The 16,146-nt window shown below is 71.1% G+C and carries 17 protein-coding genes; 12 read left to right on the top strand and 5 right to left on the bottom strand.

What is annotated here, in order from left to right; translation table 11 throughout:
- Window positions 1–47: 47 nt before the first annotated feature.
- Window positions 48–944, bottom strand: a complete 897-nt coding sequence (locus tag ACWPN5_RS08325; protein ID WP_492295165.1) for an HpcH/HpaI aldolase/citrate lyase family protein — start codon at window positions 942–944, stop codon at window positions 48–50.
- A gap of 135 nt (window positions 945–1,079) precedes the next feature.
- Between ACWPN5_RS08325 and ACWPN5_RS08320 the strand changes: the two genes are divergently transcribed.
- From ACWPN5_RS08320 to ACWPN5_RS08275, 10 genes are all read left to right on the top strand, one after another.
- Complete coding sequence (locus ACWPN5_RS08320; RefSeq protein WP_094306085.1) at window positions 1,080–1,577, top strand: MaoC family dehydratase; 498 nt, start codon at window positions 1,080–1,082, stop codon at window positions 1,575–1,577.
- Window positions 1,578–1,630: 53 nt separating this feature from the next.
- The gene (locus ACWPN5_RS08315; protein ID WP_492295164.1) at window positions 1,631–3,037 is read left to right on the top strand and encodes an MmgE/PrpD family protein; all 1,407 of its coding nucleotides are present in this window, start codon (window positions 1,631–1,633) and stop codon (window positions 3,035–3,037) included.
- Window positions 3,038–3,060: 23 nt separating this feature from the next.
- Window positions 3,061–4,239 (top strand): acyl-CoA dehydrogenase family protein, encoded by a 1,179-nt coding sequence (locus ACWPN5_RS08310; RefSeq protein WP_492295163.1) that lies wholly within the window; start codon window positions 3,061–3,063, stop codon window positions 4,237–4,239.
- A 103-nt stretch (window positions 4,240–4,342) separates the two neighbouring features.
- A complete protein-coding gene (locus tag ACWPN5_RS08305; RefSeq protein ID WP_492295162.1) occupies window positions 4,343–5,533 on the top strand; it encodes a CaiB/BaiF CoA transferase family protein in 1,191 nt (396 codons plus the stop codon).
- Window positions 5,530–6,294: a GntR family transcriptional regulator gene (locus ACWPN5_RS08300; protein ID WP_014200018.1), complete on the top strand. Its 765-nt coding sequence runs from the start codon at window positions 5,530–5,532 to the stop codon at window positions 6,292–6,294. Before ACWPN5_RS08305 ends, ACWPN5_RS08300 begins: the two co-directional genes overlap by 4 nt.
- Before the next feature lie 77 nt (window positions 6,295–6,371).
- Window positions 6,372–6,608 (top strand): hypothetical protein, encoded by a 237-nt coding sequence (locus ACWPN5_RS08295; RefSeq protein ID WP_492295161.1) that lies wholly within the window; start codon window positions 6,372–6,374, stop codon window positions 6,606–6,608.
- Window positions 6,605–7,993, top strand: a complete 1,389-nt coding sequence (locus ACWPN5_RS08290; RefSeq protein WP_492295160.1) for an amidase — start codon at window positions 6,605–6,607, stop codon at window positions 7,991–7,993. The genes ACWPN5_RS08295 and ACWPN5_RS08290 overlap by 4 nt, the downstream gene beginning before the upstream one ends.
- Before the next feature lie 14 nt (window positions 7,994–8,007).
- Complete coding sequence (locus ACWPN5_RS08285; RefSeq protein WP_200478680.1) at window positions 8,008–8,607, top strand: TRAP transporter small permease; 600 nt, start codon at window positions 8,008–8,010, stop codon at window positions 8,605–8,607.
- A 29-nt stretch (window positions 8,608–8,636) separates the two neighbouring features.
- On the top strand, window positions 8,637–9,908 hold the full coding sequence (locus ACWPN5_RS08280) for a TRAP transporter large permease (protein WP_492295159.1): 1,272 nt from the start codon (window positions 8,637–8,639) through the stop codon (window positions 9,906–9,908).
- An 81-nt stretch (window positions 9,909–9,989) separates the two neighbouring features.
- Window positions 9,990–10,769, top strand: a complete 780-nt coding sequence (locus tag ACWPN5_RS08275) for a GntR family transcriptional regulator (protein ID WP_492295158.1) — start codon at window positions 9,990–9,992, stop codon at window positions 10,767–10,769.
- Between the two features lie 7 nt (window positions 10,770–10,776).
- Here ACWPN5_RS08275 and ACWPN5_RS08270 read toward each other — a convergent pair whose 3' ends face one another.
- Complete coding sequence (locus ACWPN5_RS08270; RefSeq protein WP_492295157.1) at window positions 10,777–11,112, bottom strand: ArsR/SmtB family transcription factor; 336 nt, start codon at window positions 11,110–11,112, stop codon at window positions 10,777–10,779.
- 125 nt (window positions 11,113–11,237) lie between these two features.
- On the opposite strand from ACWPN5_RS08270, the gene arsC reads away from it, so the two are divergent.
- Together arsC and arsB are read left to right on the top strand one after the other, a co-directional pair.
- On the top strand, window positions 11,238–11,690 hold the full coding sequence (arsC, locus tag ACWPN5_RS08265) for an arsenate reductase (glutaredoxin) (RefSeq protein ID WP_492295156.1): 453 nt from the start codon (window positions 11,238–11,240) through the stop codon (window positions 11,688–11,690).
- Complete coding sequence (gene arsB / locus ACWPN5_RS08260) at window positions 11,687–12,766, top strand: ACR3 family arsenite efflux transporter (RefSeq protein WP_492295155.1); 1,080 nt, start codon at window positions 11,687–11,689, stop codon at window positions 12,764–12,766. The genes arsC and arsB overlap by 4 nt, the downstream gene beginning before the upstream one ends.
- On the opposite strand, the gene ACWPN5_RS08255 is transcribed toward arsB, so the two are convergent.
- Genes ACWPN5_RS08255 through ACWPN5_RS08245 form a run of 3 tightly spaced genes read right to left on the bottom strand, consistent with a single transcriptional unit; the run spans window position 12,763 to window position 16,069 of the window.
- Window positions 12,763–13,575 carry an ABC transporter permease gene (locus ACWPN5_RS08255; protein ID WP_145687128.1) on the bottom strand — a complete coding sequence of 271 codons (813 nt, stop codon included), beginning with the start codon at window positions 13,573–13,575 and terminating at the stop codon, window positions 12,763–12,765. The genes arsB and ACWPN5_RS08255 overlap by 4 nt on opposite strands.
- Window positions 13,572–14,507 carry an ABC transporter permease gene (locus tag ACWPN5_RS08250; RefSeq protein WP_492295154.1) on the bottom strand — a complete coding sequence of 312 codons (936 nt, stop codon included), beginning with the start codon at window positions 14,505–14,507 and terminating at the stop codon, window positions 13,572–13,574. The genes ACWPN5_RS08255 and ACWPN5_RS08250 overlap by 4 nt, the downstream gene beginning before the upstream one ends.
- Window positions 14,504–16,069, bottom strand: a complete 1,566-nt coding sequence (locus tag ACWPN5_RS08245; protein WP_492295153.1) for an ABC transporter substrate-binding protein — start codon at window positions 16,067–16,069, stop codon at window positions 14,504–14,506. The genes ACWPN5_RS08250 and ACWPN5_RS08245 overlap by 4 nt, the downstream gene beginning before the upstream one ends.
- Window positions 16,070–16,146 lie beyond the last annotated feature (77 nt).

Below are 16,146 nucleotides of genomic sequence, written 5' to 3'. Positions count from 1 at the left end.
CCGGACAAGTGGCGATGGCGCGGGGCGCATGAACGGGCAATCCCTGGCTACAGCATTCCGGCGCGGCGGGCCAATGCCAGGATTCGATGGGACCCCAGCACCAGGGGCCGCTCGACCAGCTTGCCGTCCAGAACGCAGACCCCGCCGCCCGCGGCCTCGAAGGCGGCCAGGACCCGCCCGGCGCGGAGGACCGCCTCCGGCGACGGGGTGTAGGCGTCGTGAATGGCGGCGATCTGCTTGGGGTGGATGGCCGAGCGCGCGGTGAAGCCGTGCAGGACGCTGCGCGCCAGCTCCTGGCGGTAGCCCTCCTCATCGTCCAGCGCGATCCACGGCATGTCCAGCGCGTCCAGCCCGAAGCGGGCGGCGGCGTGCACGATCCGGGTGCGGGCCTGTACCAGCGGCTCCCAGGACAGCGGCACGCGCAGCTCCGCCGACAGGTCGCCCCCGCCGAACATCAGGAAGGACAGGCGGGGGGAGGCCGCGGCGATCGCCATGACGTTCTCCAGCCCGTCGGCGCTCTCGATCAGCGCGCCGAGCGCGCCGGGCAGGCCGCGCTCGTCGAGAAGCCCGGCGGCCAGCCGGACGTCCTCGGCCCCGTCCACCTTCGGCAGCAGGATTCCCGCCCAGCGCGGCGCCGCGCCGTCCGGAAGATCGGTCAGGGCGAGGATGTCGAGAAGGCCGGTGCGGCTGCGCACCGAATTGGTTCGGACGAAAACCGCCGGGCCGCCCGCGCCGTCATGTTCCCGCAGGAAGGCACCGACGGCGGCGCGGGCGCTGTCCTTGTCGCCGGGGGCCACCGCGTCCTCCAGATCGATGATGATCGCGTCGGCGCCGGCCCCCAGGGCCTTGGCGAAACGGTCCGGGCGGGCGCCGGGAACAAACAGGTAGGAGCGGCGGACCGGCGATTCCGGCGCCGTTGCTGCGTTCTGCGGATTGTTGGACATGAAAACGCTTTCCAAGGGTGAGGGGGCGTGTTATTTGTACGTACAACATGCTATCACACGCGCTGAACATGTCACCTTGAAATGATCGGCGCCCCGCAATCATCCCTCCGATCCGCAGACAAGAGACGCCCGCCCATGCCCGATGTTCAGGAACCGCGGACCATCGTCGCCGACCTTGGCCGCTACCTTGAGGATTTCACCGTCGGCGATGTCTATGAGCACCGCCCCGGCCGGACCATCACCGAAGCGGACAACATCCAGTTCAGCCTGCTGACGATGAACCGCCACCCCATGCACTGCGACCACGCCTTCGCCGAGAAGTCGGAGTTCGGCAAGCCGCTGGTCAACAGCGGCCTGACGCTGGCCATGGTGCTGGGCATGACGGTGGACGACGTCTCCTACAAGTCCGTCGCCAACCTCGGCTGGAAGGAGATCAAGCTGGTCGCCCCGGTCTTCCCCGGCGACACGATCTACGCGCGCTCCAAGGTGCTGGACGTCCGCGAATCCAAGAAGCGCCCGACCCAGGGCATCGTGACCACCTACACCGAGGGCTACAAGGCCGACGGCACGGTCTTCGTGACCTTCGAGCGGGCCAGCCTCGTCCCCAAGCGGGGCCACGGCATCGGCGATTGATCCGCACAATCCGGAACCGACAGATGGCCTGAAAAGAACAAAAGGGAGGAACCATGCCCGCCACCGATCCGACCACCACATCCATCGCCAACACGCTGGCGGCCTTCGTCGCCGATACCCCCGACGACGCCATCCCGGCGGAGGTCCGCACCCGCGCGCCGCACCATATGCTGGACGCCGTGGGCATCGCGCTCGCCTCGACGCGTTACGACTTCGCCCACAAGACGCTGACCGCCCTGCGCGGGCTGGCGGGGGAGGGGCCGGTGCCGGTGATCGGCATGCCCGCCTCGCTGCCCGCCCGCGACGCGGCGACGGTCAACGGGCTGCTCTGCCACGGCCTCGACTACGACGACACCCACATCGGCGGCGTCATCCACCCGACCGCCAGCGTGATGCCCGCCGTCCTGTCGGCGGCGGCGATGACCGGGGCGGACGGCCGTTCCGTGGTCACCGCCTACGTGCTGGGCGTCGAGGTGGCGGCCCGGCTCGGCGCGGTGGCGCGCGGCGGCTTCCACCAGGTGGGCTTCCACCCGACGGGCATGATCGGCGTGTTCGGCTGCGCGTTGGCCGCCGGCCGTCTGCTCGGCCTGACCCGCGCGCAGCTGGCCGCCGCCCAGGGCATCGCCCTGTCGATGGCGAGCGGCAGCCTGGAGTTCCTGGAGGACGGCGCCTGGAACAAGCGCCTGCATCCCGGCTGGGCGGCGGCGGCGGGCATCACCGCGGCGGCGCTGGCCCGCGAGGGCTTCACCGGCGTCACCCGCCCCTACGAGGGCCGCTTCGGCCTGTTCAACGCCTATCTCGGCAAGGAGGCCGGTCGCGCGGAACTCGGCATCGCCACCGCCGGCCTCGGCGAGACGTGGGAGCTGATGGCGACGGCGATCAAGCCCTACCCGGCCTGCCACTTCACCCACGCCTGCGTCGACGCCGCCCTGGAGCTGCGCCGCGACGGCCTCGACCTCGCGCGCATCCGCCGCATCGAGGCGCTGGTGCCCGAGCAGGTGGTCAAGACCGTCTGCGAGCCGGAGGCCAACAAGAAGCGGCCCTCCAACTCCTACGACGCGCAGTTCAGCGTGCCCTTCTTGGTCGCCGCAGCGTTGGTGCGCGGGCGCCTGACCCTGGCGGAGCTGGAGAACGACGCGCTGGGCGACGCGGCGATCCTCGACATCGCGTCGAAGGTGTCTTACCGCCACGACCCGGACTCGCCCTTCCCCAAAGCCTATTCGGGCGAGCTGGTCATCACGCTCGACGACGGGCGGGAGCTGCGCCACCGCGAGCACATCAACCGCGGCGCCGCCGACCGCCCGCTGTCCAACGCCGAGATCGTGGACAAGTACCGCGGCAACGCCGCCATGACCGTGAACGAGACCACCGCGGCGCGCATCGCCGACGCCGTCCTCGGCCTCGACGCCAGCCCGCGCGCGGCGGACTCGCTGTCCGTCCTGTCGCCGTCCGTCCGCTGACCATCCATTCCGGGAAACACGCCATGAGCGACACCACTACCAGCATGACCGACGCGGAACGCGACGAGCAGGAGCGCCTGATCCTCGACAGCGTGGACCGCTTCCTCGACCGCCACGTCCGGCCGGTCGCCCTGAAGCTGGAGCATGACGACGCCTACCCCGACGAGATCGTCGAGCGGATGAAGGAGCTGGGCCTGTTCGGGGCGACGATCCCCGAGGAATACGGCGGGCTCGGCCTGCGCCCCTCCACCTACGCCAAGATGATCGAGCGCATCTCGTCGGTGTGGATGTCGCTGTCCGGCATCATCAACTCGCACCTCATCATGGCCTTCATCGTTACCAAGACGGGGACGGAGGAGCAGAAGGCCGCCTTCCTGCCGCGCTTCGCCACCGGCGAGCTGCGCGGTGGCCTCGCTCTGACGGAGCCGGACTGCGGCACCGACCTGCAGGCCATCCGCACGGTGGCCAAGCGCGACGGCGACGATTACGTCATCAACGGCTCGAAGACCTGGATCACCAACGGCATCCAGGGAAGCTGCTTCGCCCTGCTGGTCAAGACCGATCCGACGGCGCAGCCCCGCCACAAGGGCATGACGATGTTCCTGGCCGAGAAGGGGCCGGGCTTCAAGGTCAGCCGCAAGCTGGAGAAGCTGGGCTACAAGGGCATCGATTCCGCCGAGCTGGTCTTCGAGGACTACCGCGTCCCGGCCGACCGGCTGATCGGCGGGGTCGAGGGCCGCGGCATGGCCTGCGCCATCTCCGGCCTGGAGCTGGGCCGGGTCAACGTGGCGGCGCGCGGCGTCGGCGTCGCCCAGGCGGCGCTGGACGAATCCGTGAAGTACAGCCAGCAGCGCAAGACCTTCGGCAAGCCGATCCACGAGCATCAGGCCGTGGCGATGAAGCTGGCCGACATGGCGACCCGCGTCTCCGCGGCGCGGCTGCTCGTCCAGCAGGCGGCTAGGGCGCTCGACCGCGGCGAGCGCTGCGACTACGAGGCCGGCATGGCCAAGCTCTTCGCCTCCGAAGCGGCGGTGGAGAATTCCCTGGACGCCATGCGCATCCACGGCGGCTACGGCTATTCCAAGGAGTTCGTGGTGGAGCGGCTCTACCGCGACGCCCCCCTGCTGTGCATCGGCGAGGGCACCAACGAGATCCAGCGCATCATCATCGCCAAGCGGCTGATCGAGCAGAATCCGGTGTGAGGACAAAAGCCCTCCCCTGCGAAGCGGGGGAGGGTTGGGTGGGGGCCCAGTGCAACCACGTCCACACTCCACACCCCGCACACCCCCATCAGGGAGACACCGCGTGCTACCCCTCGAAGGCGTCACCGTCATCGCCGTGGAGCAATACGGCGCCGGCCCGTTCGGCACCATGCTGCTGGCCGATCTCGGGGCCGAAGTCATCAAGGTCGAGAATCCCGCCGAAGGCGGCGAGGTCGGCCGGCATGTCGGCCCCCATTTCTTCGGCCCCGGCAACAGCCACTTCTACCAGTCCTTCAACCGCAACAAGCGCAGCATCACCCTCAACCTGAAGCACCCCGAGGGCATGGCGGTGCTGCACGAGCTGGTGCGCCACGCCGACGCCGTGCTGGACAACCTGCGCGGCGACCTGCCGGACAAGCTCGGCCTGACCTACGAGCATCTGAAGGCGGTCAACCCGAAGATCGTCTGCGCCCACCTGTCCGCCTACGGGCGCACGGGGCCGCGGCGGGCCTGGCCGGGCTACGACTATCTGATGCAGGCGGAGGCCGGCTACCTGTCGGTGACCGGCGAGCCGGACGGCCCGCCCGCCCGCTTCGGCATGTCGGTGGTCGACATGATGACCGGCCTGATGACCGCCTTCGGCCTCGTCTCCGGCGTGGTCGGGGCGCGGGCCAGCGGCAAGGGCTCGGATGTGGATGTCAGCCTGTTCGACACGGCGCTGCACAACATGACCTACCTCGCCACCTGGTACCTCAACGGCGGCCACAACCAGGGGCGGGAGCCGCGCTCCGCGCACCCCTCCCTGACCCCGTCGCAGCTCTACCGGACACGCGACGGCTGGCTGTTCGTGATGTGCAACAAGGAGAAGTTCTGGCCGGTCTTCTGCGACAAGATCGGCAAGCCGGAATGGGGCGACGACCCGCGCTTCCGCAGCTTCAAGGACCGGCTCGCCAACCGCGAGCTGCTCACCGTCCTTCTGGACGAGGTGCTCGGCCAGCGCGACACGGCGGAGTGGGTGGAGATCCTTGGCGGCGCCGTTCCCGCGGCCCCGGTCCTCGATATTGCGCAGTCGCTGGAGAACCCCTTTGTCCGCGACAGCGACCGGGTGGCCGACTTCGCCCAGCCGGACGGGTCCCGCGGTGTGCGGATGCTGACCGGGCCGGTGCGCATCGGCGGCGAGACGCTTCCCACCCGCACCGCCCCGGCGCTGGGCGCCGACACCGAGGACGTGCTGGGCCGCATCGGCATCGGGGCGGAGCGGATCGCCGCCCTGCGCGAGCAGGGGGCGCTGTGAAAGCCGCCGTTCGCCCGGCCTCCGTTCGCCCGTCCGCCGCGGAGGGGCCGCGCTTCCAGGAGATCCTGGACGCGCTGCGCGCCGACATTTCGGACGGGCGGGTCGGGGTCGGCGAACGGCTGCCGACCGAGCAGGAGCTGTGCCTGCGCTTCTCCGCCAGCCGCTACACGGTGCGGGAGGCGCTGCGCCGGCTCCAGGATCTCGGCCTGATCGCGCGCCGGCAGGGCTCGGGATCGGTGGTGACCGCCGCCCGCCCCGACGGGCGGTTCCACAACACGCTGTCCAGCCTCGCGGAGATCGGGCAGTACGCCTCCTCCACCCGGCTGGAGGTGCTGGCAGTGGAGAAGATCCTGGTGGAGGGGCGGACGGCGGAGCTTCTGCGCTCCCAGCCGGACACGCCCTGGGTCCGGGTGGTGGCGCTGCGCCGCCAGCCGGGGGAGCGGACTCCGCTCTGCTACACCGAGGTGTTCCTGCCCGCCGCCTTCGACGACGTGGCCCAGGCCATCGGCACCTTTCCGGTCGCCGTCTACGCGGTGCTGGAAAGCCGCTACGGCCTGCGCATCGAGGAGGTCGTGCAATCGATCGAGGCGACCTCGGCGGACGCCAATCTCGCGTCCCGCCTGTCGGTGGAGGTCGGCACCCCGATCCTGGTGGTGATCCGCCATTATCTGGACGCCGAAGGAAACGCGCTGGAGGTGGCGGTCAGCAGCCACGCGGCCGGACGATACCGCTATGAAATGACGCTGCAACGATCCGGGTAAGGGGGCCGTTCAAGGCCCTGCCCGCGGCGAACGGCCGGAAGAGCCGCGCGGGGGCAGCACCGGACGGGAGGGAAGGAATGACGGAAAACCTCATCGGGGACGCCGCGGCTTGCGCGCGGACCCTGGCCAGGATTCAGGGGGTGACCCTGGACGATGCCGACGCCGCCCTGTGCGGGCGCCTGCTGGCCGCCGTGCCGGGCGTGCTGGCGGCGGCGCATCCCGGCGGCTCGCTGTTCGACGTGCCGCTGGGCGCCCATGCCGCGCTGGCGGCCGGGACCATCGCCACCGGAACCATTGCCGGGGAGCTGGCATGACCGATCCCACATCGCTGACCCTGACGGACGCCGCAAGGGCGGTCCGCGACGGCGCGCTGCGGGCGGAAGCCCTGGTCGACGCCTGTCTGGACCGCATCGACCGGCTGAATCCGACGCTCAACGCTTTCCTGTCGGTCGAGCCGGAGGAGGCGCTGGCCGCCGCCCGCGTCGCCGACAGGGAGGCGCGGGCCGGACGGCTGCGTGGGCCGCTGCACGGCGTGCCGCTGGCCCACAAGGACATGTTTTATCGCGCTGGCAAGCGCTGCACCTGCGGCTCCCCGACGATCCGCGGCGGCTTCCGCCCGGAGCGGACGGCCACGGTGCTGGAGCGGCTGGACGCCGCGGGCGCGGTGACGCTGGGCACGCTGCACATGGCCGAGTTCGCCATGGGGCCGACCGGCCACAACGCCCATCTCGGGCGCTGCCGCAACCCTTGGGACCCCGACCGCATCACCGGCGGCTCCTCCTCCGGTTCCGGAGCGGCGGTGGCGGGGCGGTTGGCCTTCGGCTCGCTGGGCTCGGACACCGGCGGGTCGGTGCGGCTTCCGGCGGCGCTGTGCGGCGTGGTCGGGCTGAAGCCGACGCAGGGGGCGACGCCGATGGACGGCGTGATGCCGCTGTCGGAGAGCCTGGACTGCGTCGGTCCGCTGGCGCGCAGCGCCGAGGACGCGGCGACGCTGTTCTCGGTCATCACCGGGCGGACGGACGTTGCGGGCGCCATCGGCCAAGGCGTCGCGGGGCTGCGGCTGGGCATCCCGCGCCAATTCTACTACGACGGCCTCGACCCCGCCGTCGCCGCCGCGCTGGAGCGGGCGCGGGCGGTGCTGGAGCGCGCCGGCGCCCGCGTTGTCGACGTGGACATCCCCGACCACGAGCCCTACGGCGACCTCGCCAACCTCGTCTTCACGCCGGAGGCGGCGGCCGTCCACATGCACTGGCTGCGCGAGCGTCCGCAGGACTATGGCCCGCAGGTGCGTGCCCGCCTTCTGCAGGGGTTGATGGTGCCGGCGGCCTCCTACCTCCAGGCGAAGCAGCTTCGCGCGCTTCACCTCCGGGCGATGATCGACGGCCCCTTCGCCCAATGCGACGCGCTGTTCGTCCCCGCCCTGCGCAGCCGCGTGCCGACCGCCGCGCAGACCGACGTGGGGGCCGGGCCGGCGATGGCCGCGGTGGTCGCCGGTGTGGCGGCGCTGACCCGCCCGGTCTCCTACCTCGGCCTGCCGGCGCTCGTCACGCCCGCCGGATTCGATCCGGACGGGATGCCGATCGCCCTGCAGCTCATCGCCCGCCCGCAGGCGGAAGCCACGCTGTTGCGCATCGCCGACGCCTACGAGCACGCCACCGGCCGGCTGAGCCGCGTCCCCCAGACACAGGTCTTCTCGTGAAGGGAGTTCCACCCATGCCGGGAACCGATACCTTGACTTCCGCGGCCCCGCACACCCAGGCGACGTCGCCTGCGGTGGACGACGCCTTGCCGCCGGGCCGCGGCCTGCCGGTCTGGTGGAGTTTCATCGAGGATCGTCTCCTCCTGAACATCGCCACGATCCTGATGATGGCGGCCATCGGCATCATGTTCTACGAGGCGTCCAGCCGCTCCCTCCTGTCGGAGAGCCACTGGTGGGCGGAGGAGCTGGTCCGCTTCCTTGTGGTGTGGAGCGTCCTGCTGTCGCTGGGCGTCGGCACGCGGCACGGCCACTACATCCGCATGGACCTGCTGCTGAACATGCTGCCGCACCGGGTGCGGCTGGCCTTCGCCTGGCTGAACAGCCTGATCGGGCTGGCCTTCAGCGTGCTGCTGGTGATCGCCGGGTTCCAGGAGGTCGCGCATCTCCAGGCCATCGGCATGTTCACCGAATCCAACCTCGACCTGCCGTTGTGGACGGTCCGGCTGGTGCTGCCGCTGGGCGGGGTGCTCTACGGCTTCGCCTTCGTCGGCAACATCATCCTGCTGCTGCGCGGCCATGACCCCGATCCGCCCGTCGAGGGCGAGAATCTCTGAACGACGGCTGAAACAGGGGAGGAAACACCATGACCACCATCATCGCCGTCGTCAGCCTGCTGTTCTTCGTGGCGGCGGGCGTGCACATCGCGCTGGCGCTGGGCGTCATCGCGGTCGGCCTGCTGACCTTCAACTTCAACATCCCGGTCGTCCTGGTCGCGCAGATGGCCTGGGACTCCGTGGACAAATACGCGCTGGTCTGCATCCCGTTCTTCATCTTCGCCGGCAACCTGATGTCGCGCGGCAACCTCGCGCTGGTCATCCTGGAGCTGGTCGGGACGATCATCCGCTACTTCCGCGGCGGCATCGCCCTGGCGCTGGCCATGTCCAGCGTGTTCTTCGCGGCGGTCAACGGCTCCTCGGTGGCCTGCGCCGTGGCACTCGGCCCGGCGGCGGTGAAGCTGATGCCGAAGGAGGGTTACCCGCCCCGCTTCGCCGCCTCTCTGGTGGCGGTCTGCGGCACGCTGGGCCTGATGATCCCGCCGTCGCTGACCTTCATCCTGATCGGCTCCATCGTCGGCCTGCCGATCACCGACCTGTTCATCGCCGGCATCGTGCCCGGCCTGTTCGAGGCGTTCCTGCTCGGCCTCACCACGCTGATCGTCAGCCGGCTCAAGGGCTACGGCCATGTCGGGGAGCGTCCGGACTGGAAGGGCTTCGGCCAGCGTCTGCCGGGTGCCGCCGGGGCGCTGATGATGCCGGTGCTCATCATCGGCACGATCTACATGGGCTGGTTCACCCCGACCGAGGTGTCGGCGCTGGCCGCCATCTACGCGGTGATCCTGGTGACGGTGGTCTACCGCACCGCCAACCTCGCCGCGGTGTGGGAGACGGCGCGGGAGTCGGTGCTCCAGACCGTGATGATCTACGGCGTGCTGCTCGGCTCCGGCCTGCTGACCGCGGTGCTGACCCGCCTCGGCCTGTCCGCCGAGCTGACCGCGATGCTGAAGGAGGCGCAGGTCTCCCCCTTCGAGTTCCTGCTGGCGGTCAATCTGCTGCTGCTCGTCATCGGCATGTTCCTGGACGGCGTGTCGATGATCGTTCTGCTGGCGCCGATCCTGTTCCCGATGGCGCACGCCGTGGGGGTGGACCTGATCCACTTCGCCGTCATCATGACCGCGCTGGTGGAGGTGGCGACCCTGACGCCGCCGGTCGGCCTGAACCTGTTCGTGATGAGCCGCATCACCAAGATGCCGCTCCATTCCATCGTGAAGGGGGTGCTGCCCTTCTACGGGATGCGGGTCGTGGCCCTGCTCGTCATCAACGCCTTCCCGGCCCTGTCGCTGGTCCTGCTGAAGTAAGCCGTCCCTCGCGGATCATCCTCGTACGCCGGTTGCATCGGCGCCCCGCCTCGTCCATCTTCCGGCATCATGAGGGATGCGATGTCGGAAGAAGCGGACAGCCTGAAGGAAACCAGCGGAACGGATGGCGCGGTGGAGCGGGGGGAGACCCCGCTCTACCAGGAGATCGTCCGCACCCTGCTGGAGGAGATCGACGCCGGCGCCTACGCCGTCGGCGACCGCCTGCCGACCGAGCAGGAGCTGTGCAGCCGCTTCGCCGTCAGCCGCCATACGGTGCGCGAGGCGCTGCGCCGGCTTCAGGAGATGGGCTACATCCTGCGCCGCCAGGGATCGGGATCGGTCCTGGCGGCGCGCCGCGCCGACGGACGCTTCGTCAACTCGATCAGCTCCCTGGACGAGCTGGTCCAGTATGCCACCTCGACCCGGCTGGAAATCCTCTCGGTGGACCGCATCATCGTGGAGGAGGAGCTGGCGGGCCGGCTGGGCTGCCGTCCGGACACGCAATGGTTCCGCGTCAGCGCGCTGCGCCGCACCCGCGAGACGTCGGAGCCCTTCTCCTACGTCGAGGTCTACATCGACGCCGCCTTTTCCGACGTGGTGCGCAACCTGGAGGTGGTGCAGTACGCCATCTACACGGTGCTCGAGCAGCGCTACGGCGTCCGCATCGCCGAGGTGATGCAGGACATCGAGGCCGCCCCCGCCAGCCTGAACGTCGCCTCGCGCCTGCATGTCCCGCCGCAGTCGCCGATCCTTGTCATCACCCGGCGCTATTTCACCGACGACGGGCGTCTGGTGGAGATCGCCGTGAACACCCATCCGGGCGCCGGCTTCCGCTACACCATGGCGCTGCAGCGACGCTGACGGCGCCTCAGTCGCCTTCGGGCGCGCAGCCGCCGGGACGCGGCCGGCAGAGGTCCGCGTTCCCCTGGCAGCAATTCTCGGTCAGAAAGCCGAGCAGCGCCTGAAAGCGTTCGACATCGACGCTGTAGATGATCAGCCGGCCCTGGCGGCGCGACGCGACGAGCCCGGCGTTGCTCAATTGCGAGAGGTGGAACGACAGGGTCGCCGGGGCGAGACCCAGCCGCTCCGCCAGAACGCCCGCCGGCAGACCGTCCGGCCCCTGCTGCACCAGCTCCCGGAACGCGGCCAGCCGGTGTTCCTGCGCCAGCGCTCCCAGCCCGGCGATGACATCCTTGTCGTCCATGGCGCGCAGCCTATCGGACGGGCACCCCGCCAGCAAGGGCGCAGCCGGTCCTCCACAAATCCACTCTTCCATATTTTGGCAAATATGGAAATATAGGGGCCTCAACGGCCCTGTCGGACATTCCCATGACCGCCATCACCATCTACCACAACCCGGATTGCGGCACCTCGCGCAACACGCTGGCCCTGATCCGCAACAGCGGCGTCGAGCCGGTTATCGTCGAGTATCTGAAGACGCCGCCGAGCCGCCAGGACCTCGCCGATCTCATCCAACGCATGGGCGTGCCGGTGCGCGCCGTTCTGCGCGAGAAGGGCACACCCTACGCGGACCTCGGCCTCGACGACCCGGCGCTCGATGACGACCGGATTCTCGATGCCATGATCGCCCATCCCATCCTCATCAACCGGCCGATCGTGGTGACGCCGCTCGGCGTGCGGCTGTGCCGCCCGTCCGAATTGGTCCTGGACATCCTTCCCGGCCGGCAGCGCGGCGCCTTCGCCAAGGAGGACGGCGAGGCGGTGGTGGACAGTTCCGGACGGCCCATCGGCCAGGCCCGGCGCGCGGATGGCCCGGCATGACCGCGGACGTTCATCGGGAGCCGGCCCCCCGTCCGGCGATGGGCCTGTTCGAGCGCTATCTCAGCGTCTGGGTGGCCCTGTGCATCGTCGCGGGCATCGCGCTCGGCTCCGTGGCGCCGGGCCTGTTCCGGGCGATCGCGGCGGCGGAACTGGCCCAGGTCAACCTGCCGATGGCGGTGCTGATTTGGCTGATGATCGTGCCGATGCTGCTGAAGATCGACCTCGGCGCGCTGGGCCGGGTGCGGGAGCATTGGCGTGGCGTCGGCGTGACGCTGTTCATTAATTGGGCGGTCAAGCCCTTCTCCATGGCGCTCCTGGGCAGCCTGTTCATCGGCCATCTGTTCGCGCCGCTGCTGCCGCAGGACCAGATTCCCTCCTACATCGCCGGGCTGATCCTGCTGGCCGCCGCGCCCTGCACGGCCATGGTCTTCGTCTGGTCAAACCTGTGCGAGGGGGAGCCGCACTACACGCTGAGCCAGGTGGCGCTGAACGACCTCATCATGGTCTTCGCCTTCGCGCCGCTGGTCGGGCTGCTGCTCGGCGTCGCCTCGATCACCGTGCCGTGGGGCACGCTGCTGCTGTCGGTGCTGCTCTACATCGTCATCCCGGTGGCGGCGGCCCAGCTCTGGCGGCGCGCCCTGCTGGCCTCGGGCGGGGAGGGGGCGTTGAATCGGACGCTGGGCGTGCTTCAGCCGCTGTCGCTTCTCGCCCTGCTGACCACGCTGGTCCTGCTGTTCGGCTTCCAGGGCGAGGCGATCCTGGCGCAGCCGCTGGTCATTCTGCTGCTGGCCGTGCCGATCCTGATCCAGGTCTATTTCAACGCGGGGCTGGCCTACTGGCTGTCACGCCGGTTCGGCGTGGCTTGGTGCGTCGCCGCTCCGGCGGCCCTGATCGGAGCGTCGAACTTCTTCGAGCTGGCGGTGGCGGCCGCCATCAGCCTGTTCGGTCTGGGCTCCGGCGCCGCGCTGGCCACCGTGGTCGGCGTGCTGGTGGAGGTGCCGGTGATGCTGTCGGTGGTCCGGATCGTGAAGCGGACTCGCGGTTGGTACGAGCGCGGGGCCGCCGCGCGCCCTTAACGCCGTCGCGGGTCGAGGCCCTCGCGCAGCCCTTCGGCCAGCAGGTTGACGGCCAGCGCGATGGCGGCGACGGTGACCGTCGTCGCGGCAATCAGGTGGGGGGCCTCGCGCAGGTCGGCCAGCCCGTCGCGGATCAGGGTGCCCAGCGACACCGCCGGCTCCTGGATGCCCAGTCCCAGGCCGCTCAGCGTCGCCTCCGCCACCATGACGGGACCGATGGACAGGGCGGCGCGGATGGCGACCGGCCCGGCGACCGCCGGCAGGAGATGGCGGCCGATCGTGTGCCGCGGCCCCGCGCCGAGGGCGGCGGCGGCGCGGACATGCTCGGCGGTCCGGTTCGACAGGGCCAGCGCCCGGCACCAGCGGACCTGCGAGGGCCACGCCGCCAGGGCGAGCGTCAGCACCATGGCCTCCGTCCCCGGGCCCAGCAGCGCGGCCGCGACGATGGCGAGCGACAGCTCGGGAAAGCCGTGCAGGAGGTCGGCGAGCCGCAGGACCACGGCGTCCGTGCGCCCGCCGATCCACCCCGCGACCCCGCCCGACGCGGCGCCCAGCGCCACCGCCAGGGCGAGCGCCAGCCCGGCGATGGCGAAGGAGGTTCCCGTCCCGGCGATCAGCCGGGCGGCGACGTCGCGGCCCAGCCCGTCGCAGCCCAGCGGGTGGGCGGCGGACGGCCCGGTCCAGGCCTGCCCGAGGTCCATGGTGGACGGGTCGAGCGGCAGGAAAAGGACGGCGATGGCCAGCGGCACCGCCAGCGCCGCGCTGAGCAGCAGGCCGGCGCGTCCGGAGCATGAGGCCGCCAGTCTCACGGCGCCTCGCCATCGGCGCGCAGCCGGGGATCGGCGAGGCCGATCAGCAGCTCGGCGATCAGGCTGATGGCGACCTGCAGCAGGACGAAGACCAGAACGGCGGCCCCGGCCACCGTGTGGTCGCGCGCCAGCACCGCCTGGACGGTCAGCCGCCCGATTCCAGGCAGGGCGAAGACGCTCTCCACCGCCGCCGTGGCGGTGAGGATCGTTCCGGCCACCGATCCGACCGCCGCCGCCAGTGGCACCAGGGCGTTGGGCAGGGCGTGGCGCAGCAGGACGGCGGGCCGCCCCAGCCCCTTGGCCCGGGCGGTGCGGATGAAGTCGCGCTCCAGCACCTCCATCAGTTGGGTCCGCGTCAGGCGGGCGACCACCGCCGCCGCCGGCAGGGCGAGCGCCGCCACTGCCCAGGGCGCTGTGCCGGACCCTGCCAGCATCAGCCACGTCGCCAGCGCCAGCGGCGGCACCGACAGGGCGAGCACCGACCCGATGGTCAGGGCCGTGCCCGGCCACGCCCGCCGGACGTCGGCGGCGGCGAGGCCCAGCGCGAGGCCGAGGGGCAGGGCGAGCGCCGCGGCGCCCGCTATCAGACCGAGCGTTACCGGCAGGGCGTCGCCCAGCAGCGCCGTCACCGGGACGCCGCTGTAGCGCAGCGAGTGGCCGAGGTCGCCGCGCAGCAGGTCCAGCGCGTAGGACAGGAATTGAACGGCCAGAGGCTGGTCCAGCCCGGCTTCTTCCCGCAGCCGGCGGATCATCTCCGGGTCGGCGGCCCGCCCGTCGACCATCAGCATCACCGGGTCGCCGGGAAGCGCGTGGGAGGCGAGAAAGCTCGCCAGCACGGCGGCTCCGGCCAGAATCAGCAGCCCCGGCAGACGCCGGGCCAGTCGCTCGCCCAGTCGCCAGAGCGCAAGGCGGCTGGGCCGGCGTTCCGTCATGGCAACCGGGCGGCGTGGTAGTCGGTCGTGCCGTCGGGCCGGATGACCAGCCCGGACACGCCCGGCCGCACCAGCGCCACGAACTGCGGCACCGGCAGAGGCAGCGCCACGGCCTGCTCGCGGAGCAGGGCCTCGGCGTCCCGGTAGAGCGCGTTGCGCGCGGCCGGGTCGGCGAGGCCGCGCGCCCGCTCCATGAGCCGGTCGAAGTCCGGGTTGCGCCAGTGGGTGCGGTTGGTCGGGCTGGCGCTGTGCCATTGGCTGGCGAGCTGGTCCATGGGATCGGGGAAATCCGCCGTCCAGCCGTTGATGAACAGCGCCTCGCGCCCCTCGTTGATCGCCGCCACGAAGGCCGCCCGCTCCTGGATGCGCACGCCGACCGGTATTCCCAGAACGGCGGTGAGCTGGGCGGCGAAATAGGTCGCCTCCTCCCGCACGTTGGGGCCGCCGGCGATCTGGAGCGGCGGCAGGCCGCGCCCCCCGGCATGGCCGGCTTCCGCCAGCAGCGCCTTGGCCCGGCCCGGATCGGCCGGCGGCGGCGGCGGCGCGTCGGGCTGGTAGCCCCCCAGGCCCGGCGTGACGAAGCCGTCGGTCAGCAGCGCCCGCCCGGCGTGGAGACCGTTCACCGTGGCGACGCGGTCCAGGGCGAGGCCGACCGCCTCGCGCACACGGCGGTCGCGGAAGGGCGGGTACAGATCCTGGTTCAGCGCGAGATAGCGCACCTGCGCGCGGGCAAAGGCGGCGACCTGCCCGTCGTAGCGCGGCTGGCGGACCACGGTGCGCACGGCGTTGTCGGGAAGCGGCGCAACGTCGAGCTCCCCGGCGTCGTAGCGCGCCAGCATCGTGTTGGTGTCGGGCAGCACCGCCAGCGACACCGCGTCCACGGCGGGCGCGCCGTCCCAATAGCCGGCGTGGGCCTCCAGGCGCACGGACTCGCCGCGCCGCCACGAGGTGAGGCGGAACGGCCCGGTGCCGCCGGACGTCCGCTCGTGCCACGCCGGCCCGAACTCGTCCGCCATCCCGCGGTCGACGAACAGGAACGGGTAGAGCGGGAACAGCGCGTCGGGTTCGGTCAGCCGCACGACGAGCGTGTGGGGGCCGGGAATGGCGACGCCGGACAGCGCGGCGGCGGTCCCCTGCTGCAGCGCCGCGGCCCCCTCGACGCCGCGCAGGTAGAAGGCGCTGTAGCCGGGCTGCGGCTTGCGCGTCAGATGCTGTTCCCAGGTCCACAGCACATCGGCGGCCGTGAAGGGGCGTCCCGAATGGAAGCGCACGTCCGGGCGCAGGGTGAAGCGCCAGGTCCGCCCGCCGTCCGGCGTCTCCCACTGGGTGGCCAGCGCCGGAACGGCGTTGCCGGCGGCGTCGATGGCGGTGAAGCCCTCATAGACCTGCCGCAGGACGCCGGACGAGATCAGCCCGGGAAAGGCGAACGGGTCGATGGTCGTCAGATCGTCGGACAGGCTGGCCCGCAAGGTCCCCGCAGCGGCTGAAAAAGCGGGGCCCGCGACGCCGGCCACGATGGCCAGAGCGGTCAGGAGCAGGCGGAGAGGGGCGGGCAGAGGCATGGTGCGGGACGCTGCAGGGCGGTTGCCGGGGAGTGGGAGAATCAGACGCCCCTGCCTCCGTCATGGCCTCCAGCCAG

The organism is Azospirillum sp. UENF 211521 (assembly GCF_058780535.1).
The sequence above is the reverse complement of the archived record's forward strand: the minus strand, read 5'-3'. Positions and strand labels throughout refer to the sequence as shown.